Origin of the sequence: Catenovulum agarivorans DS-2 (assembly GCF_000568405.1) — a bacterium.
Lineage (GTDB): Bacteria > Pseudomonadota > Gammaproteobacteria > Enterobacterales > Alteromonadaceae > Catenovulum > Catenovulum agarivorans_A.
The window spans coordinates 278,151-300,562 of sequence record NZ_ARZY01000001.1 but is presented as its reverse complement, the minus strand read 5'-3'; the positions used below and the strand labels follow the sequence as shown (position 1 = coordinate 300,562).

At 41.0% G+C, this 22,412-nt stretch carries 16 protein-coding genes; 3 read left to right on the top strand and 13 right to left on the bottom strand.

Going from position 1 to position 22,412, the window contains the following annotated elements; genetic code table 11:
* Nucleotides 1–5 precede the first annotated feature (5 nt).
* From msrB to malQ, 5 genes are all read right to left on the bottom strand, one after another.
* A complete protein-coding gene (gene msrB, locus DS2_RS01335; RefSeq protein ID WP_035012782.1) occupies nt 6–410 on the bottom strand; it encodes a peptide-methionine (R)-S-oxide reductase MsrB in 405 nt (134 codons plus the stop codon).
* A complete protein-coding gene (gene gndA, locus DS2_RS01330; protein ID WP_035012781.1) occupies nt 410–1,936 on the bottom strand; it encodes an NADP-dependent phosphogluconate dehydrogenase in 1,527 nt (508 codons plus the stop codon). Before gndA ends, msrB begins: the two co-directional genes overlap by 1 nt.
* Nucleotides 1,937–2,146: 210 nt before the next feature.
* Entirely contained in the window at nt 2,147–4,252 is a 2,106-nt protein-coding gene (gene glgX / locus DS2_RS01325) for a glycogen debranching protein GlgX (protein WP_051479503.1), read from the bottom strand.
* 21 nt (nt 4,253–4,273) lie between these two features.
* Nucleotides 4,274–6,463: a 1,4-alpha-glucan branching protein GlgB gene (gene glgB / locus DS2_RS01320; protein WP_035012780.1), complete on the bottom strand. Its 2,190-nt coding sequence runs from the start codon at nt 6,461–6,463 to the stop codon at nt 4,274–4,276.
* Nucleotides 6,464–6,709: 246 nt separating this feature from the next.
* Nucleotides 6,710–8,890: a 4-alpha-glucanotransferase gene (gene malQ, locus DS2_RS01315; RefSeq protein WP_035012779.1), complete on the bottom strand. Its 2,181-nt coding sequence runs from the start codon at nt 8,888–8,890 to the stop codon at nt 6,710–6,712.
* Between the two features lie 269 nt (nt 8,891–9,159).
* On the opposite strand from malQ, the gene gap reads away from it, so the two are divergent.
* Nucleotides 9,160–10,158, top strand: coding sequence for a type I glyceraldehyde-3-phosphate dehydrogenase (gap, locus tag DS2_RS01310; protein WP_035012777.1), 999 nt, complete (start codon nt 9,160–9,162; stop codon nt 10,156–10,158).
* 118 nt (nt 10,159–10,276) lie between these two features.
* On the opposite strand, the gene DS2_RS01305 is transcribed toward gap, so the two are convergent.
* Genes DS2_RS01305 through zwf form a run of 5 tightly spaced genes read right to left on the bottom strand, consistent with a single transcriptional unit; the run spans nt 10,277 to nt 15,882 of the window.
* The gene (locus tag DS2_RS01305) at nt 10,277–10,915 is read right to left on the bottom strand and encodes a bifunctional 4-hydroxy-2-oxoglutarate aldolase/2-dehydro-3-deoxy-phosphogluconate aldolase (RefSeq protein ID WP_035012776.1); all 639 of its coding nucleotides are present in this window, start codon (nt 10,913–10,915) and stop codon (nt 10,277–10,279) included.
* A gap of 11 nt (nt 10,916–10,926) precedes the next feature.
* Nucleotides 10,927–11,874: a glucokinase gene (locus DS2_RS01300; protein ID WP_035012775.1), complete on the bottom strand. Its 948-nt coding sequence runs from the start codon at nt 11,872–11,874 to the stop codon at nt 10,927–10,929.
* 3 nt (nt 11,875–11,877) lie between these two features.
* Nucleotides 11,878–13,698: a phosphogluconate dehydratase gene (gene edd, locus DS2_RS01295; RefSeq protein ID WP_035012773.1), complete on the bottom strand. Its 1,821-nt coding sequence runs from the start codon at nt 13,696–13,698 to the stop codon at nt 11,878–11,880.
* An 18-nt stretch (nt 13,699–13,716) separates the two neighbouring features.
* Nucleotides 13,717–14,406, bottom strand: a complete 690-nt coding sequence (pgl, locus tag DS2_RS01290) for a 6-phosphogluconolactonase (RefSeq protein WP_035012772.1) — start codon at nt 14,404–14,406, stop codon at nt 13,717–13,719.
* A 12-nt stretch (nt 14,407–14,418) separates the two neighbouring features.
* Nucleotides 14,419–15,882 carry a glucose-6-phosphate dehydrogenase gene (gene zwf / locus DS2_RS01285; protein WP_035012771.1) on the bottom strand — a complete coding sequence of 488 codons (1,464 nt, stop codon included), beginning with the start codon at nt 15,880–15,882 and terminating at the stop codon, nt 14,419–14,421.
* Between the two features lie 275 nt (nt 15,883–16,157).
* On the opposite strand from zwf, the gene DS2_RS01280 reads away from it, so the two are divergent.
* On the top strand, nt 16,158–17,015 hold the full coding sequence (locus DS2_RS01280; RefSeq protein WP_035012770.1) for a MurR/RpiR family transcriptional regulator: 858 nt from the start codon (nt 16,158–16,160) through the stop codon (nt 17,013–17,015).
* A gap of 104 nt (nt 17,016–17,119) precedes the next feature.
* Nucleotides 17,120–18,556, top strand: a complete 1,437-nt coding sequence (gene pyk / locus DS2_RS01275) for a pyruvate kinase (RefSeq protein WP_035012768.1) — start codon at nt 17,120–17,122, stop codon at nt 18,554–18,556.
* A 190-nt stretch (nt 18,557–18,746) separates the two neighbouring features.
* On the opposite strand, the gene sucD is transcribed toward pyk, so the two are convergent.
* The 3 genes from sucD to odhB all read right to left on the bottom strand — a co-directional run bounded on the left by sucD (nt 18,747) and on the right by odhB (nt 22,397).
* The gene (gene sucD / locus DS2_RS01270) at nt 18,747–19,619 is read right to left on the bottom strand and encodes a succinate--CoA ligase subunit alpha (RefSeq protein WP_035012767.1); all 873 of its coding nucleotides are present in this window, start codon (nt 19,617–19,619) and stop codon (nt 18,747–18,749) included.
* 2 nt (nt 19,620–19,621) lie between these two features.
* Nucleotides 19,622–20,788, bottom strand: coding sequence for an ADP-forming succinate--CoA ligase subunit beta (gene sucC, locus DS2_RS01265; RefSeq protein ID WP_035012765.1), 1,167 nt, complete (start codon nt 20,786–20,788; stop codon nt 19,622–19,624).
* Nucleotides 20,789–20,891: 103 nt separating this feature from the next.
* The gene (gene odhB, locus DS2_RS01260; protein WP_035012764.1) at nt 20,892–22,397 is read right to left on the bottom strand and encodes a 2-oxoglutarate dehydrogenase complex dihydrolipoyllysine-residue succinyltransferase; all 1,506 of its coding nucleotides are present in this window, start codon (nt 22,395–22,397) and stop codon (nt 20,892–20,894) included.
* Nucleotides 22,398–22,412: the final 15 nt, after the last annotated feature.

The window sequence follows — 22,412 nt, the reverse complement described above, 5'->3', positions numbered from 1 at the left end:
AAACCTCAACCTTTAATCGGCTTTACATTCTCAGCTTCATTAAAGTCCAAACAAACTGAGTTAATGCAGTAACGAATGCCTGTCGGCTCTGGTCCATCATCAAATACATGGCCTAAATGCGCATCACATTCACCGCAGCGCACTTCAGTGCGGTGCATACCATGGCTGTCATCCATTAAAAACTTAATTTTCTCTTTATCTAACGCATCAAAAAACGCCGGCCAACCACAACCAGAATCATACTTTTGTTCAGATGTGAACAACGGCGTTTTACAGCATACACAATGATAAACACCAGTTTTTTTGTTATTTAATAACTTGCCAGTAAAGGGGTATTCGGTGCCCCCTTGCCTTGTTACTCGATACGTTTCCGCATCGAGTGTTTCTAACCAGTGTTTATCATCTTTCATTATTTTATACGAACAATTTCTTTATCACTTGACCAGTTTAAATGATAGAACTGACCTCGTGGTTGGTCAACCCGCTCAAAGGTGTGTGCACCAAAGAAATCGCGCTGACCTTGCAGTAAGTTTGCTGCTGTCGTAGCGCTGCGATAAGAATCGTAATAAGCTAATGAAGATGTAAAACAAGGCATAGCAACGCCTAAACGCACTCCATCAACAATTGATTCACGCCAGTTTGACTGGAATTTTTCAATTTGCCCCGCAAAGAAATCATCCATTAATAAATTAGGTAGTTCTTTGTCTTTGTTAAATGCATCTGTGATTGATTGCAAGAATACCGCACGGATAATACAACCAGCACGCCAAATCTTCGCAATTGCAGCAAAATCTAAATCCCAACCTTGTTGCTCGCCAGCTTTTTTCATTAACTCAAAGCCTTGTGCGTACGCACAAATTTTTGAGCAATACAGTGCATCATGTACACGTTGGATATAGGCTTCTTTTTCGCTGTCCGCGACTTTAGCCACTTCAGGTCCTTTAAGAATACCTGCCGCCTTAACACGGTTATCTTTTAAGCCTGATAGAGCACGAGCATATACAGACGCGGTTACCGCCATAGCAGGTGAGCCAACTTCTAGACTACCAATAGCAGTCCATAGACCAGTGCCTTTTTGACCAGCAACATCTAAGATTTTATCCACTAACGGTTCGCCCGTTACTGGATCATCTTGCTCTAAAACTTCAGCTGAAATCTCGATTAGGTAACTATTTAATGGGCCTTTATTCCACTCACGGAAAATCGCTGCAATCTCTTTTGGTGATAAACCTAAAGCGCTACGCAAGCTCTGATATGCTTCACAAATTAATTGCATATCCGCGTATTCGATACCATTGTGAACCATTTTCACATAGTGACCAGCACCAGTTGGACCAATATACGCAGCGCATGGCTCGCCTTCTGTCACTGGATTGCCAGGTTCGTTGTTAACTAAAGGCAACCCTGTATTTGGATCAACTTTTGCTGAAATAGCTTCTAGTACAGGTTCTAAACGAGCCCAACCTGCTTTGTCACCTGACGGCATTAACGAAGGTCCGAAACGAGCACCAACTTCACCACCAGAAACCGCACAACTAAAGAAGATAAACTTACCATTGTACTGAGCTTCACGCTCTACTGTGTCGGTCCATAAGCTGTTACCTGTGTCTACCACTATGTCGTCTTGTGATAGGCCACATTCCATCAATTTACCACATACGATGTCTACTGGTTTACCAGCAGGAATGGATAAGATAATTAGGTAAGGTTTTTCTAATTTACTGAGCATGTCTTCGAATGAAGTACAGCCAGTGATTCGAGCTGGCTGGTTGCCACGCTCTATTTCGTCTTGAGTTAAGATGCCTTGTACTTTTTCTGCATCTAAGTCAAACGCAGCCACTGAGTAGCCGTTGTCTGCAAGGTTAAGACCTAGGTTTTTACCCATTACGCCTAACCCAATCAGACCAATCTGACATTGTTGAGTCGTGCTCGACATATATTTTCCTATTTGTTTGCCTGCTTTAAAAACTGCGCGATATTCTAGCTAAAAAGGGCTCGAGCGACCATAGAGATTGGGCTGAAAACGGGTTAGATTAGATAAGGTAAGATTATAAGGATAATAACTTCGATAAATACGGATGATAATGGCAGCAAAGTTAACAAACCAATTACTTAACCATTACCTCCGATATACAAGTCTTGATAGTTAGACTTGTTTGCGCCTAACAATAAAGCTTAAACTATGTGCTTCCTGCCAATAGCCTGCTTCTAATTTGACCTCTGATTTTTGCAATCCATCTTCTGTTGCTGTGTCGAAAACTAAGCTCCAAGCATGGTTATCTGGCAATTGTGGTAACTTAAAGTGAACATCAACATGACTTGCGTTGAATAGTATCAGTACACGGTCACTAGTTTCATCATGCTCATTGTCCACCCAAGACAGCTCCACAGCAACCGCGGCATTGTGCGGGTTATGCCAGTCATCATCTCGCATTAATTCGCCAGCATCATTAAACCAACACACTTTATGACAGTTAGCGCGGCCATAATAACCGTCATCTTCTAAATTAAGCGAATGCAACAATGGACAACCGTGGCGTAAGTTAATGAGTCTTTTAACAAACTCGAGTAACTTTTTATCAGCAGGGTTTAACTGCCAATTCAGCCAGCTAATGGCATTATCCTGACAATAAGCATTATTGTTACCAAGCTGAGTACGGCCAATTTCGTCGCCTGCTAAAAAGTGCGGCGTACCTTGTGACAAAAACAACGTAGCTAGCAAATTACGCTTTTGTTTTTGTCTAAGCTTGTTAATTTTTTTGTCTTCGGTTGGACCTTCCACGCCATAGTTGTTTGATAGGTTATGGCCATGACCATCTCGGTTTTGTTCGCCATTTGCATCATTGTGTTTATTGTTATAACTCACTAAATCGTGCAAGGTAAACCCATCGTGGTAAGCAATGTAATTGACACTGGTATTTATTGACCTTAGGCCCTTTAAAAACACATCTCTAGAGCCCATCAAGCGCGTTGCAAAGTCAGGTAACAAACCTTCTTGACCTGCCCAAAACCCGCGAACCGTATCTCTAAATTTGTCATTACATTCATGCCAGTTTTCTGGAAACTGACCTAGCCTATATCCACCCCAGCCGATATCCCAAGGCTCAGCAATCAATTTTACTTGGCTTAAAACTGGATCTTGGAAGAGTACTTTGAAAAAGGCTGAGTAATTATCAAAGTCATTACCCTCTCGCGCTAAACTAACGGCTAAATCAAACCTAAAGCCATCAACTTGCATTTCTTCCACCCAATATCGAAGTGATTGAGTAACCAACTGTAAGACGTACGGGTTATCTAAATTGATACTATTGCCGCAGCCGGTATTGTTGACATATCGACAGTAATCTTTATGACCGTCACTCTCTTCAAACATGTAAAAATTTCGATTATCAAAACCTTTAAACGACAATATCGGCCCATCAAAGCCACCTTCAGCACTATGATTGAACACAACATCCAGTATGACTTCAATGCCGGCTTTGTGTAATTCACGAACCATAGTTTTAAACTCTAAAGTAGAGTTTTTAGCAGCGTATCTTGGGTCTGGGGTGAAAAAATTAATTGGGTTGTAGCCCCAATAATTGACTAAGCCAAGTTTAGCCAACCTTGGCTCACTCATAAAAGCCATAACTGGCATTAGCTGTAAACTTGTTACACCTAATTGTTGTAAATACTTAATCACCTTAGGTTGAACTAAACCTAAGTAAGTACCTTTGTATTCATCTTTAACTTGAGGGTGCACCTGGGTGAACCCTTTAACGTGTAATTCGTAGAGAACTGTGTCTGAATCTGGAATGTAGGGTTTCTCGGCGCCTTGCCAGTCAAATTCACACTCATCCTGTACAATACATTTTGGCACCATGTATTGTGAGTCGCCTTGATATAATCGTTCATTCCACTCAACAGGTCGGTTTAGTCCTTTAGCGTACGGATCAATCAACAGCTTGTGATTATCTTGGAATAAACCATGCTCAGGTGCATTTTGGCCAACCACACGATAACCATATAATTGCCCAGGTTTAACGTTGTGAACAAACGCGTGCCACACCCGCCCTTTTTTACCAGGCATTGTAATTCGACAAATTTCTTCTTCATTTTTGTCAAACAAGCATAGTTCCACTTTTTCAGCATACGGGGAATAAACCGCAAAGTTAGTCCCCCGACCCTCCAGATATGTTGGACCCAGAGCTTTAGCCGAACCAAGTGAAACCTTGTATCCTTTCACTTCAAACAAAATGTCTTGAGTAGGCATATTCACGCGTTTGTATCTCCGTTAATCTTCGTAAACGATATACAGCGTAGCTAGTGGTGGCAAATCTACCAAGATAGAATGGGATTGATTTTGCCAAGCTTTTTCTTCAGCTTGAAACTCCCCATTATTTCCATAACCGCTACCCCAATATGATTTATCGTCGGTCGATAACAATAACTTGTATTTCCCCGCATCCTTTACGCCTAAACGATAGCCGTCGCGTGGGATCGGCGTAAAGTTACACACAACATAAACCTTTTGATTAGTATCGTCAGCTTTACGGACAAAAGACAAAATACTTTGACCCGCATCTTGATGCTCAACCCACTCAAAGCCACCTGGTTCATGATCTTTTTGATACAGTGGTGCATATGTTTTATACAGGGTATTTAAATCACGGTATAACTTTTGAACCCCTTGGTGTTTAGGATAATCGAGTAAATGCCATTCCACTGAAGATTCATGATTCCACTCATGACCTTGCCCGATCTCATTACCCATAAAGTTGAGCTTTTTGCCTGGATGACCAAACATAAATGCTGCATAACAACGTAGATTCGCCGCTTGCTGCCATTCATCACCTGGCATCTTGTTCATCATTGAACCTTTACCATGCACAACTTCATCATGCGAGATTGGCAGGATGAAGTTTTCATTGTAGGCATATACCATTGAGAAGGTAATCTCGTTGTGATGATATTTACGATAAGCTGGGTCTTTAGAAATAAAGTGTAAACTGTCGTGCATCCACCCCATATTCCATTTAAAGCCAAAGCCTAAGCCACCTTCAAATACTGGACGTGACACCTTAGCAAATGCGGTTGACTCTTCAGCTATGGTGAAAGCGTGAGGGAAATTTTTGTAAACCTCTTCATTGAACCAACGCAATAAACTAACCGCTTCATAATTTTCGTTGCCGCCATCGACATTAGGCACCCATTCACCTTCATTGCGTGAGTAGTCCCAATACAGCATGCTGGCCACCGCATCAACTCGCAACGCATCAACGTGGAATTTATCTAACCAAAACAATGCGCTGGCAACTAAAAATTGGCGAACATTGTCTTTTCCAAAATCATAAATACAAGAATTCCAATCTGGATGCCATCCACGACGAGGATCTTCATACTCATAAACGAATGTACCATCAAACCTTGCTAGGCCATGGCCATCTTCAGGGAAATGAGCAGGTACCCAATCGACTATCACGCCAATACCATTTTGGTGACATTGGTCTACAAAATATTTGAAGTCATCTGGTGTGCCAAAGCGGCTGGTCGGTGCAAACATACCAACTGGCTGGTAGCCCCATGAACCATCGTATGGAAATTCAGAAACAGGTAAAAATTCAATATGGGTGTAACCCATGTCTTTGACATATGGAATTAACTCGTCAACCATTTCCCGGTAGCTCAATGGTGTACGTCCATTATTGTCATAACGAGCTTTCCAGCTGCCTGCATGTAACTCATAAATTGACATTGGAGTTTTGTATCGGTCAACTTTTGCTTGCGCTTCTAACCAAGCTTGGTCATTCCATTGATATTTACTGTGATCATATACAACCGACGCATGTGATGGATATTGTTCTGCACAAAAACCAACCGGATCAGCTTTATGCGGCAACCTGTTTCCTACAGGATCTTTAATTTCGTATTTATATTTTGTGCCTGGCTGCATTCCTGGAACAATTAACACCCAGTGACCACATTGGGTTTTTTCCATTGGATGAAGTCGACCATCCCAATAGTTAAAGTCACCAATTAAGCTCACTGCCGTTGCATTGGGCGCATATACCGCAAATCGAGTTGCTGGAATTGTGCTACCATCCAACAATTTAACATCAATTAACTGCGCACCTAATTGTTCGTAAAGGTTTTGAGGTTTCATTGTTACATAATGAACTGCATGAAACGCTTCTTCCTTAAATTGATATGGGTCGATGACTTCGTAAGTGTGTTCTGTATTTGAAATGCGTAGCTTGTAGTTAAATGCTTCGTTGACGTTAAAATCGCCTTCGAACAACCCACTATCGTCTACTTGATTTAAGAAGCCGAGTGACTTCTCTGTGCCCAATTCTACAACCTCAACTTTTACCGCAGCCGGAGCCCAAGCGTTGAGATGGTAACCACCTTGTTTTTTATTTTCAGTTAATCCTAAATAGTTGAAAGGGTTATGTAAATTGACTTGTTCGAGTTTGTTTACAAGCATACAAAGTTCCTATTGTACTGTTTCTAATAAATTTTAATTTCCTGCTGCATTAATGCGTATGTCGTGTAGTTGCCCTAAATAAAATTTAGAAACTTACCATTTGAGTGTGCGCGATAATGCCTTAGCTTTCAATCCCCTACTATGGTTAAATCAGTAAGAATTGCCTAATTTTTATTAAATTTATAATAATGCAAAACCACGTGAACATTTTTTAAACAGGGGGTTCACGTGGTTTCAAAATTTAATTTAAATACTCGATTGTCGAGCTTCCACTAGCGCTTGAGTTAAATGATTTATCTCAGCAATTGCAAAAATATCTTCAATATCTTTGGTCAGTTTTCTACGCCAATTTGGGTATTCGTCGCAAGTTCCGGGAACATTGACAGGTTTATCCATTTCTAACCAATCTTCCAACTGAAGTGCCAACAAAGATGATTTTGCTTTTGCCATATGAACTTGCATCGCGTAATTTAAAGATTGATCCATACCAACATAGTGTGCATCGTGTGAAATTTCGTTAGGGATTGCGCCATGCCCATGCAAACTATCCAAGATTCTTTGCTTAGAAACATGTCGCGCATGAAATAAGCCCTCTAGTTCATTGTCATCTTTGTAAATGCCAAGCTCTTTGCCTAATTTTAAATCATCACAGTGCCAAAAACCTTTCAGCGTCGCCATGTCATGGGTCGTTAATGTCGCCATTGCTTGTTCTGGATAATGCGAAGGTGAATAGAATCCACCATCAGGAGCTGTTTCGAAGAAAAATACCCGGTAAGACAATACGTTGTTTTCAGCAAAAATATCGCGTATGCCAGCTGGTACAGTTCCCAAATCCTCACCAACAATCATACATTGGTTTCTATGACTTTCTAAACATAATAAAGCTAGCAGATCATCCAATGGATAATAAACATAAGCGCCTTGTGTCGCATGTTCACCCTCTGGCACCCACCATAAACGTAATAATGCCATAACATGGTCGATCCGCAACGCACCGCAAGATTGCATATTGGCCCGATATAAGTCGATTATTGGTTGATAGCCTTGTTCATAAAGTCTATTCGGCTCCATTGGTGGTAGCCCCCAACTTTGTCCTTGAGGTCCAAGTGGATCGGGTGGCGCGCCTACACTGATATCTGCACAATACAAATCTCTATTTGCCCACACTTCAGCGCTACCTGAACTAACCCCTACAGCTAAATCACGATAAATACCCAGCGTCATACCTAACGCTTTCGCTTTTTGTTGGCACATCTCAAGTTGAGTGGCTGCTACCCATTGACACCAAGCATAAAAATTAACTAAATCAGCGTTTTGTTCAGCAAACTTTTCAACATCAGGTTTGTGGTATTCATTCAAGTTTTCTGGCCAACTTGGCCAACCCCAAGCAAAAATACCCTGCTGATGTAAATTATCTTGCACCGCATCAAATATCGCTTGCTGTGTTAAAGATTCACCACCTTGCTCAACAAATTGCTCAAATTCGTTTTGTGCGCACTGCTCCTTAAAGTATTTAAATAAGGCCTTCAACACGGGTAATTTTATATGTGCAACTGCACTGTAGTCGACATGCTCAACGTCGCGAGCGTGCTTTTTAGTTTGCTGAAAGTTGTCGCTCGTTATAATCGACTGCACCTCGGATGACTGTGAAAATCCAGGCACAAGTTCTGGATCTATATACCACAAGTTTAACCATCGTCTTGACGATGGGCTATACGGACTGCAGCTATCAGGGTTAGATGGATATAAGGCGTGAATTGGATTTAGGCCAACAAAATCTGCACCTCTGGCTGCCATTTTTTCAATTAAAAAGGCTAAATCAGTAAAGTCACCAATTCCCCAATTTCGCTTCGAGCGTAAACAGTATAACTGAATACTCGTGCCCCAAATCTTTTTGCCATGAGCGATATCAGGAGCGTCATAACATCGAGCGGGAGCCACCACCAAAGATTGGGCAGACAATAAATTATTTTCCGAATCAATCAACTCAAGTTCATGGTATCCCCATGGTAAGGCTTGTGGTATCGCAATTAAATATTCTTGGTATTCAATATCCTGAATCACCACAACATCCAACATTTGACCAGAAACTGGCGAAAATACATGTTCGATACGCTCGCCACTTTCCAACAAAAGATTTATGGTGAATTGGTCATTGGCGTGAATAATAGGAACACGAACTTCGATTTCAATCGCCTCGTGCTCACGTACAATTTTGACTGGGTTAATATAACCGAGCCAATAATTTAACTTTTCCTTTTCTAGCTGTTGTTCTAGTTCACTTTGGTTATCAATTGCATAACCCATAGCCTTGAGAATTTTTGCTTGGCTACTGTCATCAACGCTCTCTTCCTTCCCCCATGCATTTACGTATTTAGTTTCAATGCCCCTAGCTTTGGCGATATGCTCAATAAGTTCGTTGTTCATCATGAATCCTAGTTAGCTGTTTGTGTTTAGCATAAACGAAATTACAGATTTTTCACGGTTTATTCAGTTTTCGCATACGAATTCAAAAACTAGCTAAATAGTGAATATATATGTATTTGTAGCAAAAAATTTAGGGTTTTTGTCCGCTATTTTTTGTATAATACGCCCCAGTTTTTACGCTATAACAAAATCGATGTCACTCTAACTTAAACAAAACTGTTTAAGTTAGGTTACACATAATGATTCAAGTTAAATAATTAGGAACCACTATGACTATTAAAGTAGGTATCAATGGTTTTGGCCGTATTGGTCGTTTCGTTTTCCGCGCTTCAGTTGAGCGTGACGATATCGAGGTTGTTGGTATTAACGACCTTATCGATGTTGACTACATGGCTTACATGTTGAAGTACGATTCAACTCACGGTCGTTTCCAAGGTGAAGTTGAAGTTAAAGACGGCAACTTAGTTGTAAACGGTAAAACAGTTCGAGTAACTGCAGAACGTAATCCTACAGATTTGAAATGGGATGAAGTAGGCGCAGAAATCGTTGTTGAGTCAACGGGTCTATTCTTAACAGACGAAACAGCGCGCAAGCACATTGAAGCTGGCGCTAAGAAAGTTGTTATGTCTGCACCTTCTAAAGACTCAACGCCTATGTTCGTATGTGGCGTTAACCTAGACGCTTACGAAGGACAAGACATTGTATCTAATGCTTCTTGTACAACTAACTGTTTAGCTCCATTAGCAAAAGTATTAAATGATATTTGGGGCATCAAAGATGGCTTAATGACAACTGTGCATGCAACAACAGCAACTCAAAAAACAGTTGATGGTCCTTCTGTAAAAGACTGGCGTGGTGGCCGTGGTGCTGCTCAAAACATCATTCCATCTTCAACAGGTGCAGCTAAGGCTGTGGGTAAAGTAATCCCTCAGCTAAACGGCAAATTAACCGGTATGGCTTTCCGTGTACCAACACCTGACGTTTCTGTTGTTGACTTAACCGTTAACTTAGAAAAAGCTGCTACTTATGAAGAAATCTGTCAAGCAATGAAAGATGCTTCTAACGGTGCATTAAAAGGTATCTTAGGTTACACAGAAGACGAAGTTGTTTCTAACGATTTCATCGGTGAAAAATGTACTTCTGTATTCGATGCGAAAGCAGGCATCGCGTTGACTGATACTTTCGTGAAAGTTGTATCTTGGTACGACAACGAAATTGGTTATTCAAACAAGGTATTAGATTTAGTTGCGCACATTGCTAAAAACTAAGTTTAACCTGTTTTAACTCCAATAAAAAAGCCGTCTGCTATGACGGCTTTTTTGTATCTGTACTTTATATTTGTACAAGGGAATTGCAACAAAGCGCAATCCCCCTAGCACACTAAGATTATGCTTGCGAAGCTGCTTTAGCTAATTCAGTGATTCGTTTCCAATCACCTGCTTCAACAGCATCTTGTGGAACCAACCATGAACCGCCCGCACAACGAACGTTTGGTAAAGCTAAATAATCTTTAAGATTATTTGGGCTGATGCCACCTGTAGGACAGAAATTGATATGCGGGAATGGACCACCAATAGATTTAAGTGCATTCACCCCACCGTTTGCTTCTGCTGGGAAAAACTTAAAACAATCGTAGCCGTGCTCAATACCAACCATTAATTCAGAAATAGTTGCAATGCCAGGGATCAAAGCCGTTTTACTTTGATTAGCAGCATCTAATAACTTTGGCGTTAAACCAGGGCTGATTGCAAATTTAGCACCTGCATTTTCAACAGCTTGTAACTGTTGAGCATTAATTACAGTGCCTGAACCAGTAATTGCTTCTGGTAATTTCTGTGAAATTAACTCGATAGCGTCTACTGCACACTCTGTACGTAAAGTAATTTCAAGAACATTGATACCACCTTCCATCAAAGCTTCTGCAACTGGTACTGCATGCTCTAATTTTTTAAATACTAATACAGGTACAACTTTTCCTGCATTCATCACGTCTAGGGGCTGCATAGCCCAATTTCTTGTTGCCATTTGTTTAAACCTTATGTGTTCTGCGCAATATAAGCAGCTGCGCCTAATAACCCGGGCTGTTCTTCCGTGACTATGTATACGGGTATAGATTTATTTAGTTTCTCAAAACGGCCTTTTGCATCAAAACGGTTTCTAAAACCACTTTGCACAACGTAGTCGATAAAGCGTGGAACAATTCCCCCTGCTATGTAAACACCACCTTGAGTTAATAAATTCAGCGCCAAATTACCACCAAAGCTACCGAGCGTATCACAAAATACATCGAGTGCCTGTTTACACAGTGCACATTGCCCAGCAAGCGCCCTTTCGGTAACTTCTGCAGGCTCCAATGATTTTACTTCCGCATCATTAATATGAGCTAAGGCACGGTATATATTAGCGATACCCTGTCCTGATATTATTCTTTCTGCCGATACATGACCCAACTCGTCAGCCAAAAAAGCTAATATTTTGGCTTCGATGTCTGTGTTTGTTGCAAAGTCTACATGGCCACCCTCACCCGGTAGTGGTACCCACTTATCCGCAAACGGGACAACATGAGCCACACCTAAGCCAGTGCCGGCACCGTATACTGCAATCGGTTTATCCAGTTGAGGTTGTTCGCCACCAACTTGAATTTTTTGCTCATCAGCAAGGAAAGGAACCGACAAAGCCACTGCGGTAAAATCATTAATCACATACAGGGCTTCAACAGCTAATTCTTGCTGACTTTGGCGAATAGAAAATGACCATGAATGATTTGTCATGGTTATTTGATCGCCTGCCACCGGACATGCAATTGCCATACAAACATGTGTAGGCTGAGCACAACCAGTATCTTTAATATACGCTTTGATTGTATCCACAGGTGACGCAAAATCCGTCACCTTATACTTTTTAATATCGCGAATGCTATTAATACCATCCGTTTGTGCGATACGCATATTGGTACCGCCGATATCCGCTACTAATCTAGTCATTGTTTAATCCTGATAAAACAAACAACATGCACCTTCTTCGGCACCTGTCATTCTAGAGCGCATTGAACCGAAAAACTCACGCCCCATGCCTTCTCGTTCTTGAGAGACTAATTGAGGAATGGCCGCTTCTCGTTTATCAAGCTCGTCTTGATCAACCAACAATTCTACTTTACCGTTTGCAGAGTCAACTAGCATCATATCGCCATCTTTAACTTTAGCGATAAGACCACCATCGATAGCTTCCGGCGTCATATGAATAGCGGCTGGCACCTTACCTGATGCACCAGACATTCTACCGTCCGTGACAAGCGCTACTTTTTGACCACGGTCTTGCAGTACACCCAAAGGAGGTGTCAACTTATGCAATTCAGGCATACCAATAGCTTTAGGCCCTTGGAATCGAACAACAGCGACAAAGTCACCTTCCAATTCACCTTGTTTAAAAGCCTCTTCCAACGCATGTTGACTCTCGAAAACTTTCGCTGGCGCGGTGAAATTAACGTCACCTTCAGGCAGCGAAGATGTTTTCATAACACTGCGTCCAAGATTGCCGGTAAGAACCTGTAAACCACCGTTCGGTTTGAACGGTTTTTTAGCAGATGCAATAACGGTTAAGTCTTTAGAACTTGTCGGTTCATCAACCCAAACCAATTCGCCATCTTGCAACACTGGGGTCTTGGTATATTTTTCAAGGCCTTGACCACACACAGTATGTACATCATTGTGTAAAATATCTGCGTCTAGTAATTCTTTGAACAATACAGCCATACCGCCAGCTTGATGGAAATGGTTAATATCAGCTGTTCCATTAGGATATATGCGCGTCATTAGCGGCGTCGCATTGGATAAATCAGAAAAATCATTCCAATCAACAATAATCCCTGCAGCACGAGCCATCGCAACTAAGTGCATGGTATGGTTAGTTGAACCACCTGTTGCTAACAGAGAAATAATGCCGTTAATAACTGATTTTTCGTCTACTATTTTTGAAATTGGTGTGTAGTCGTTACCTAGATGTGTGATTCTAGTTACTTGTTTTGCGGCAGCACGGGTTAAAGCATGGCGAAGTACACTGTCGGTTTCAACAAAAGAAGAGCCGGGTAAGTGTAACCCCATCATTTCAACAACAAGCTGGTTACTATTCGCAGTACCATAAAAAGTACATGTACCAGCAGAGTGATAAGAAGCAGACTCCGATTCTAACAAAGCTTCTTTACCAATTTTTCCTTCAGCATATAACATTCGCACTCGAGTTTTTTCAGAGTTCGGAATGCCAGACGGCATAGGACCTGCAGGTATAAATACAAAAGGCAAATGACCAAATGACAAAGAAGCCATGACTAAACCTGGTACAATCTTGTCACAAATGCCAAGCATTAATGCCCCATCAAACATGTTGTGAGATAGGCCGATGCATGATGCCATTGCAATTACATCACGGCTCAATAAACTCAGATCCATTCCAGGTTGACCTTGAGTTACACCGTCACACATGGCAGGTACTCCGCCCGCAACTTGTGCAACGCTGCCGGTTTCAGCAATTGCTTCTTTTATTATTTTTGGATAATGCTCATACGGTTGATGAGCAGATAGCATGTCGTTGTATGATGTGATAATGCCAACATTGGCTTTAGTAAATTGTTTTAATGTATTTTTATCGTGTTTGGCACAGGCTGCATAGCCATGTGCCAAATTGCCGCAGGATAAAACTTCTCGATGAGGCCCTTTAATACGAGCTCTTTCTACCTTGTTAAGATACGCTTGACGCGTCTCTTTACTTCGTTCGATTACGCGTTCTGTTACTTCCTGCACAATTGAGTTCATAGACAGATAGTCTCCTGCTTATTTAGCAGCCCAGACCACTTCAACAGGTGCTTTGTCTTGTTTAAGAATTGCGCGAATTGGCATTTCTTCAACTTTGTCACCTGCTAATGCTTTGTCTAATACAACCTTTTTGCTATCACCGACCAGATGCACGAAAATCTGTTGGCTTTCAAGCAAAGTCTTTAAAGTAAACGACATGCGCTCGTGTGGCGCAGTTGTAGGTTGTACAGCCAAAACAACATCATCTGAAGTTAAACCTTGCTGAATTTGTTCTGAGCATGGGAACAATGAAGCGGTATGCCCGTCTTCACCCATACCCAAAATTAAAACATCTATTGGAAAAGAGAACTGCTGCAGGCTCTGTTTTACGGAAGCTTCTGCACCAAATGCACTTTCTTCAGAAGTTTTAAGTTCAACAAAAGTAGCGTCTGCTGCCTTGTTTTGGATTAAATTATTTAATACTAATGCAGTATTACTTGCTTCGTGCGATTTATCAACCCAACGTTCGTCCGCCAACGTGATAGTGACTTTAGACCAATCAATGTCAGCTTGTGAAAGTTGTTTGAAAAAAGGTAATGGCGTACGCCCACCTGAAACCACCAGGCTCGCTTTACCTTTATTGTCAATCGCGGTTGCAAGCAAGCTTGCAACGCGATCAGCAAATTCTGTATTAAGTTGTTCGGTACTTTGAAATTCAGAAAATTGCATAATTGCTCCCTATTAATCCCACTCACGACCGTCTTTGGCCAATAGCAATGCTGCACCTTCAGGGCCCCATGTACCAGCTGGATAAGGCTTAGGCTTATCTAAAGTTTGTTCCCAAGCTTTAAAGATGCCATCTACCCAAGACCATGCAGCTTCAACTTCGTCACGGCGAACAAATAAAGATTGATTGCCTAACAAGGCTTCTAACAATAAACGCTCGTACGCATCGGCAATACGTTGGTCTTTAAATGCTTCTGAGAAACTCAAATCAAGTTTAGTTTCTTGCAATACCATGTGGTCGTCAAGCCCTGGTACTTTATTTAGCATTTGAACTTCAACGCCTTCACGTGGCTGCATACGTATTGTTAGAACGTTTGCTGGTAAAGTGCCATAGCTTTCTTTAAAGATATTATGTGGCATGTTTTTGAAGTGAATGACAATTTCAGTCAACTTCTCAGGCATACGCTTACCTGTACGTAGGTAGAAAGGTACACCAGACCAGCGCCAGTTATCTATATCAACACGCAAAGCAACGAATGATTCAGTATTACTCTCAGTGTTCGCACCTTCTTCTTCTAAGTAACCTGGTACTGATTTACCTTTGATAACACCGGCAGAATATTGCCCACGAACAGTTTTTTCTTTAACCGTTTCTTTAGTGATTGGACGTAAGCACTTCATTACTCGTACTTTTTCATCACGCACACTGCTAGCATCTAAGCTGACTGGTGGGTTCATTGCAACCAAGCTTAATACTTGCAATAAGTGGTTTTGCACCATATCGCGCATTTGGCCAGCGTCATCAAAGTAACCCCAACGTCCTTCAATACCAACTTCTTCAGCTACGGTAATTTGCACGTGGTCGATACAGTTGTGATCCCAATTGTTTGCAAATAAAGAGTTTGCAAAACGTAACGCCAATAAGTTTAATGTGGTTTCTTTACCAAGGTAATGGTCGATACGGTAAGTTTGATCTTCGCTAAAAAATTCAGCTACTTGGTCATTAATAACTTTAGACGATTCTAAATCGTGGCCGATTGGTTTTTCTAACACTACACGTGTTTCATCGTTAATCAAACCAGCGGCTTTTAAACCTTTACAGATGGCACCGAAAATCGAAGGTGGTGTAGAAAAATAATTAACCATGACACGCTGAGATTGATCAACATGCTTAGCAAGTTCGCTATATTCAGCTTCATTTTTCATGTCTACTTTGCAGTAGTCTAATTTTGCAGAGAAACGACTCCAAGTTTCTTCGCAAATTTCTTCTTTCATGAAAGTTTGCAACGCTTCATGTACCAAATCTACGTATTCTGATTGTGACAATTCATGACGTGCAACGCCGACAATTCGTGAGTTAGCGTTTAACAATTCAGCTTTTTCTAACTGATACAAAGAAGGTAATAGCTTGCGGCGTGCCAAATCACCTTTGGTGCCGAATAATACAAGATCACATGGCTTATGAGTTTGCGAGACCATGATAGCTCCCCGTTTAAAGTGAAATAAGATAGTATTAGCCAGTTGCGCCTAAGCGCAATTTAAGCGCGGTATTGAACACTAAAAACAGTTTCATTACAACTTATGCAACTATTTTGCATGGCTAGAATACGTATTCAAACTTATTATGTTCTTTATTGTAGCCAAAAATGTAGTTGAGTTACATAAAAATATGCGTTTTGTGTTATTTTGTAGTTAAATTACGACCGAAGTTGGTGCATAATAGGCTAAATATTAACAAGTTTGGCCAGTTGTTTATGAATATTCTTGAAAAGATTGCACAATCACAACATACGTTTAGCAAGTCTGAACGAAAAGTTGCCGAAGTAATTATGGCGTCACCGCAAAGTGCAATGCACAGCAGTATTGCCAATTTAGCTAAAGCAGCTGATGTATCAGAACCAACGGTTAATCGATTCTGTAGGCGAATGGAAACCAAAGGTTTTCCTGATTTCAAATTGCACTTAGCACAGTGTTTGGCAAGCGGAACACCTTATTTAAATCGTCATGTAGACGAAGAAGACGGCCCTGATGCATATTGTGAAAAAATATTCGATTCAACTATGGCTGCATTAGAGCATGCCCGGCATCATTTAGATACCCATACAATCAATAAAGCGGTTGATATTTTAACTCAAGCTAAGAAAATTTCGTTTTTTGGCTTAGGTGCAAGTGCAGCAGTTGCCCATGACGCTCAAAATAAATTTTTCCGTTTTAATATTCCGGTCATTTGTTTTGACGATGTTTTAATGCAGCGAATGAGCTGTATAAACAGTATGGAAGGTGAAGTTGTGGTATTTATCTCTCATACAGGGCGAACAAAGAGCCATGTTGAGAGCGCCGCATTAGCCCGAAATAACGATGCGACTGTAATCGGCATTACAGATGCGTCAAGCCCATTAGCTGAGGAATGTAATTTAGTTTTATCTCTAGAGATCAGCGAAGATACCGACCTTTACATGCCGATGTCTTCTCGTATAGCGGCGTTGGTTTTAATCGATATCTTAGCGACAGGTTTCACCTTGCGACGAGGCAACAAATTTAGAGAGAACTTAAAACGAGTCAAAGATGGACTCAAAGAATCCAGGTTTAGCAAAGGCATGAGAGATCATTAACTTGCTGTAAACTATTTTTAATTCAATAAGGTGTCACTTTTGCGTATAATCGATACCTTATATTTAATCCCACACACAAATCGCATAATTTGGGAGCCAAGCGAATGTTTAGAAGAACCAAGATTGTAACTACATTAGGTCCAGCAACTGACCGAGACGATAATTTACGAAAAATCATAGAAGCAGGTGCTAATGTAGTACGTATGAATTTTTCACACGGTGAACCAGAAGACCATATTCAACGAGCCGAAAATGTTCGAGAAATTGCAAAGTCTTTAGGTCTACATGTTGGTATTTTGGGCGATTTACAAGGTCCAAAAATTCGTGTTTCAACCTTTAAAGATGGCCCTATCTTGTTAAACGTAGGTGACAAATTTGCTTTAGATGCAGATTTAGGTCGCGGTGAAGGTACACAAGAATCTGTTGGCTTAGATTACAAAGCGTTAGTTGATGACGTAGTAGCTGGTGATACATTATTGCTTGATGATGGCAGAGTTCAGCTTACTGTGGACGGTGTTGAAGGCAACAAAATCCTTACTACTGTTAAAATCGGTGGCAAACTATCTGACAAAAAAGGTATTAACAAGCTAGGTGGTGGTTTATCTGCACCTGCGCTTACCGACAAAGATAAAGAAGATATCAAATTAGCGGCTAAAATTGGTGTTGATTTCCTAGCTGTGTCTTTCCCACAATCAGGTGCGGATTTACGTTATGCTCGTGAGCTTGCGCAAGAAGCTGGCTTAGATGCGCAGATAGTCGCTAAAGTTGAACGTGCGGAAACAGTTGAAACTGACGAAGCTATTGACGATATCATTACTAACTGTGACGTAGTTATGGTTGCACGTGGTGATTTAGGTGTTGAAATTGGTGACCCTGCACTTGTGAGTAAACAAAAGAAATTAATTTCTCGTTCTCGCCAATTAAACCGTGCAGTTATCACTGCGACTCAAATGATGGAGTCAATGGTTGAAAACCCAATGCCAACTCGTGCAGAAGTAATGGACGTTGCAAACGCTGTACTAGACGGTACTGATGCAGTCATGTTATCAGGTGAAACTGCATCTGGTAAGTATCCTTTAGAAACTGTTCAGTCTATGGCTGGTGTTGCAATTGGCGCTGAAAAACACCCTAGTGTTTTAGCTTCTAAGCATAGATTAGATGAACAATTCACATCCATTTCAGAAACCATTGCGCTTTCAGCTATGTATGCTGCAAATCATACTGGTGATGTAAAAGCGATTGTTTGTTTAACTGAAACAGGTAGTACAGCTAAATTAATGTCTCGCATTAGCTCGGGCATTCGCATTTTTGCTTTGTCTCGCCATGATAAAACATTGACCACTTGTGCGCTATATCGTGGTGTTCAACCATATTTCTTTGACTCAACCAAATCAAACCCAGCTTCATTAAGCAATGATGTGCTAGCAACATTAAAAGAAGCTGGTCATTTAGAAAAAGGTGACTTAATACTAGTGACCCACGGTGACGCAATGGAAACTGTTGGAGCGACCAACACATTAAAATTAGTTAAAGTTAACTAATTTTCGTTGCACAATAATTGTTAAAAAGCGACTTCGGTCGCTTTTTTTATACCCTTTATAATGCCCCGTATCGACGTTCAGCTAAGCATATACAAACTGGTATAACTCACTATCCAATAACAAGAGATACTAATTTCAGATACAAAAAAAAGCGACCGAAGTCGCTTTTTTAGTCTAAAACTAGTAGATATTACCAACCAGTTTTTTCCGCTAACGCTTTACCAATTTCAGCTAAAGAACGCACAGTTTTAACACCTGCTGCTTCTAACGCAGCAAATTTATCGTCTGCAGTACCTTTACCACCTGAAATAATTGCACCAGCATGCCCCATACGCTTACCTGGAGGAGCAGTTACACCGGCAATGTAAGAAACAACTGGCTTAGTTACATTTTCTTTAATGTAAGCTGCTGCTTCTTCTTCAGCTGTACCACCGATTTCACCAATCATAACGATTGCTTCAGTTTGCGGGTCGTTTTGGAACATTTCTAAAACGTCGATGAAGTTTGTACCAGGGATTGGGTCACCACCGATACCAACACATGTAGATTGGCCAAAGCCAGCATCAGTAGTTTGTTTAACCGCTTCGTACGTTAAAGTACCAGAACGCGAAACAATACCTACTTTACCTGGCTGATGAATATGGCCAGGCATAATACCGATTTTACACTCACCCGGAGTAATCACGCCTGGGCAGTTTGGACCAATTAAACGCACACCTAACTCATCACACTTAACTTTACAGTCAAGCATATCTAAAGTTGGAACACCTTCAGTGATACATACGATTAATTTAATGCCTGCGTTTGCAGCTTCTAAAATCGAATCTTTAACGAATGCGGCTGGTACATAAATAACAGATGCATCAGCACCTGTTTCAGCAACAGCTTCTTTAACAGTGTTGAATACAGGTAAACCTAAGTGTACTTGACCACCTTTACCTGGAGTAACACCACCAACCATCTGCGTACCATAAGCAATTGCTTGCTCTGAGTGGAAAGTACCTTGTGAACCAGTAAAACCTTGGCAGATTACTTTTGTATCTTTATTAATTAAAACAGACATTATTACGCCTCCGCTGCAGCTTTAACAACTAATTCAGCAGCGTTTTGTAAACTTTCTGCTGCAATGATATCGACGCCTGAGTTAGCAAGAACTTCACGGCCTTTTTCAGCGTTTGTACCTTCTAAACGCACAACTACAGGTACATTAACACCTACTTCTTTAACTGCACCGATAATACCTTCAGCAATCATGTCACAACGAACGATACCGCCAAAAATATTAACCAATACTGCTTTTACATTGCTATCAGATAAGATGATTTTGAATGCTTCAGCAACACGCTCTTTAGTTGCACCACCACCTACATCAAGGAAGTTTGCTGGGCTACCACCATTTAGGTTAACGATGTCCATAGTACCCATAGCAAGACCAGCACCATTAACCATACAACCAACGTTACCGTCTAATGCTACGTAGTTTAATTCCCACTTAGCAGCATTTGCTTCACGCTCGTCTTCTTGAGTCGGATCGTGCATTTCTTTGATGTCAGGGTGACGGCCTACCGCATTGCTGTCGATAGCAACTTTAGCGTCAAGACAGTGTAAGTCGCCCGCACCTGTGGTAATTAATGGGTTAATTTCAATTAACTCAACGTCTTTTTCTTTAAATAACTTAGCTAAACCTAAGAAGATTTTAACAAATTGAGAAACTTGCTTACCTTCTAAACCAAGTTTGAACGCTAATTCGCGACCTTGGTAAGGTTGAGCTCCCGCTAAAGGGTCGATAGTTGCTTTTAAGATTTTTTCAGGCGTTTCTTCTGCAACTTTCTCGATTTCAACACCACCTTCAGTTGATGCCATGAAAACGATACGGCGTGAAGAACGATCAACAACTGCACCTAAATATAATTCACGATCAATATCAGCAACATCTTCAACCAAAATACGGCTAACAGGTTGGCCATTTGCATCTGTTTGATAAGTAACTAAGTTATTACCTAACCATTTTTCAGCAAATGCTTTAATTTCTTCTTTGCTTTCAACAACTTTAACACCACCAGCTTTACCACGGCCACCAGCGTGTACTTGAGCTTTAACTACGAATTTATCGTAACCTAGTTGATCAGCAGCAGCTACCGCTTCAGCTGGTGTTTCAGCTGCGATACCTTTTGAAACAGGTAGTCCGTATTGAGCGAACAACTGCTTGCCTTGATATTCATGCAAATTCATGACAGTTTTCCATTTTCATTGGTTTTAAGGAGGTTATGCATTATTCGCAAAGATAATGCACTTCGATGCCGACAACCAATAATTGAATTGCCGGCAATAGCCTTTATAAATCTAAAAGTAAACGTGTTGGATCTTCTAACAACTCTTTAATTGTTACTAAGAAGCCAACTGATTCTTTGCCATCTACTAATCTATGGTCATAAGATAATGCCAAGTACATCATAGGTAAAATTTCCACTTTACCGTTTACCGCCATTGGACGTTCTTGGATCTTATGCATACCTAAAATAGCCGTTTGCGGCGGGTTAATAATTGGTGTAGAAATCAATGAACCGAATACACCACCATTAGTAATAGTGAAATTCCCGCCAGTCATTTCTTCAATTGTTAACTTACCATCACGGCCTTTAATCGCTAATTCGCGAATCCCCTTCTCCATTTCAGCTAGAGAAAGTTGGTCTGTGTCTTTTAATACTGGTGTAACTAAACCACGCGGTGTAGAAACAGCAATACTTACGTCAAAGTAGTTGTGATAAACAATATCATCACCATCAATTGAAGCATTTACTTCAGGGAAACGCTTCAACGCTTCAGTAACTGCTTTAACGAAGAACGACATAAATCCTATACGAATACCGTGTTTCTTCTCAAACGATTCTTGATAAACCTTGCGAATATCCATAATAGGTTTCATGTTAACTTCGTTAAATGTCGTTAACATTGCAGTTGAGTTTTTAGCATCTAACAAACGCTCAGCAACACGCTTACGTAAACGAGTCATTGGCACACGTTTTTGTGAACGGTCTCCTGCAGCAACTGGTGCAGCTTGCGGTTGTGATGCATCTGCGCTCGCTTGGCGCTGTGCTTTCGCTTTAACATAAGCTGCTACGTCTTCTTTAGTTAAACGACCTTTTTCACCCGTTGCTTTGATTTTGCTAGCTTCTTCTGTACTTATACCGTTTTCAGCGAGTGCACGTCGAACAGAAGGTGTTAATGCATCTGACGACTCTTCACTTGTGGTTTCTTCAGCAGCTGCTGGTGCAGGAGCGGCTGCGCCCTCACCTTTGGTTAATTCGCCAATGACTTGCTCGCCTAAAACTGTAGCGCCTTCTTGCTCTAAAATTTCAGATAAAACACCATCTTCAGGGGCAACAACTTCTAAAACAACTTTGTCAGTTTCAATATCAACCAAGTTTTGGTCACGTTTAACCGCGTCACCAGGTTGAGCATGCCATGTAGCAATTGTTGCATCTGCTACTGATTCTGGAAGTACTGGAACTTTAATTTGCACTTTTTCACCTTTTGCTTGATTGTCAGCTGCTGGCGCTGAACTTTGTTCGTTTGATGCCTTTGGTGCTACAGGTGCTTCACCTGCTTCACCCAACTTTGCGATAATTTGTTCGCCTAGAACCGTGTCACCCTCCGCATGAATAATCTCAAGAATTTCACCGTCTTGAGGTGCAACAACTTCTAATACAACTTTGTCCGTTTCAATATCAACTAAGTTTTGATCACGTGTTACCTTATCTCCGGCTTTAACATGCCAGGTCGCAATAGATGCGTCTGCAACAGATTCAGGTAAAACCGGTACTTTTATTTCAATTGCCATATCTTAGTTCTCTCG

What these genes read in the sequence shown, in the direction of transcription:
- msrB (WP_035012782.1), bottom strand. Translation starts at nt 410, where the DNA reads ATGAAAGATGATAAACACTGGTTAGAAACACTCGATGCGGAAACGTAT.
- gndA (WP_035012781.1), bottom strand. Translation starts at nt 1,936, where the DNA reads ATGTCGAGCACGACTCAACAATGTCAGATTGGTCTGATTGGGTTAGGC.
- glgX (WP_051479503.1), bottom strand. Translation starts at nt 4,252, where the DNA reads ATGCCTACTCAAGACATTTTGTTTGAAGTGAAAGGATACAAGGTTTCA.
- glgB (WP_035012780.1), bottom strand. Translation starts at nt 6,463, where the DNA reads ATGCTTGTAAACAAACTCGAACAAGTCAATTTACATAACCCTTTCAAC.
- malQ (WP_035012779.1), bottom strand. Translation starts at nt 8,890, where the DNA reads ATGAACAACGAACTTATTGAGCATATCGCCAAAGCTAGGGGCATTGAA.
- gap (WP_035012777.1), top strand. Translation starts at nt 9,160, where the DNA reads ATGACTATTAAAGTAGGTATCAATGGTTTTGGCCGTATTGGTCGTTTC.
- DS2_RS01305 (WP_035012776.1), bottom strand. Translation starts at nt 10,915, where the DNA reads ATGGCAACAAGAAATTGGGCTATGCAGCCCCTAGACGTGATGAATGCA.
- DS2_RS01300 (WP_035012775.1), bottom strand. Translation starts at nt 11,874, where the DNA reads ATGACTAGATTAGTAGCGGATATCGGCGGTACCAATATGCGTATCGCA.
- edd (WP_035012773.1), bottom strand. Translation starts at nt 13,698, where the DNA reads ATGAACTCAATTGTGCAGGAAGTAACAGAACGCGTAATCGAACGAAGT.
- pgl (WP_035012772.1), bottom strand. Translation starts at nt 14,406, where the DNA reads ATGCAATTTTCTGAATTTCAAAGTACCGAACAACTTAATACAGAATTT.
- zwf (WP_035012771.1), bottom strand. Translation starts at nt 15,882, where the DNA reads ATGGTCTCGCAAACTCATAAGCCATGTGATCTTGTATTATTCGGCACC.
- DS2_RS01280 (WP_035012770.1), top strand. Translation starts at nt 16,158, where the DNA reads ATGAATATTCTTGAAAAGATTGCACAATCACAACATACGTTTAGCAAG.
- pyk (WP_035012768.1), top strand. Translation starts at nt 17,120, where the DNA reads ATGTTTAGAAGAACCAAGATTGTAACTACATTAGGTCCAGCAACTGAC.
- sucD (WP_035012767.1), bottom strand. Translation starts at nt 19,619, where the DNA reads ATGTCTGTTTTAATTAATAAAGATACAAAAGTAATCTGCCAAGGTTTT.
- sucC (WP_035012765.1), bottom strand. Translation starts at nt 20,788, where the DNA reads ATGAATTTGCATGAATATCAAGGCAAGCAGTTGTTCGCTCAATACGGA.
- odhB (WP_035012764.1), bottom strand. Translation starts at nt 22,397, where the DNA reads ATGGCAATTGAAATAAAAGTACCGGTTTTACCTGAATCTGTTGCAGAC.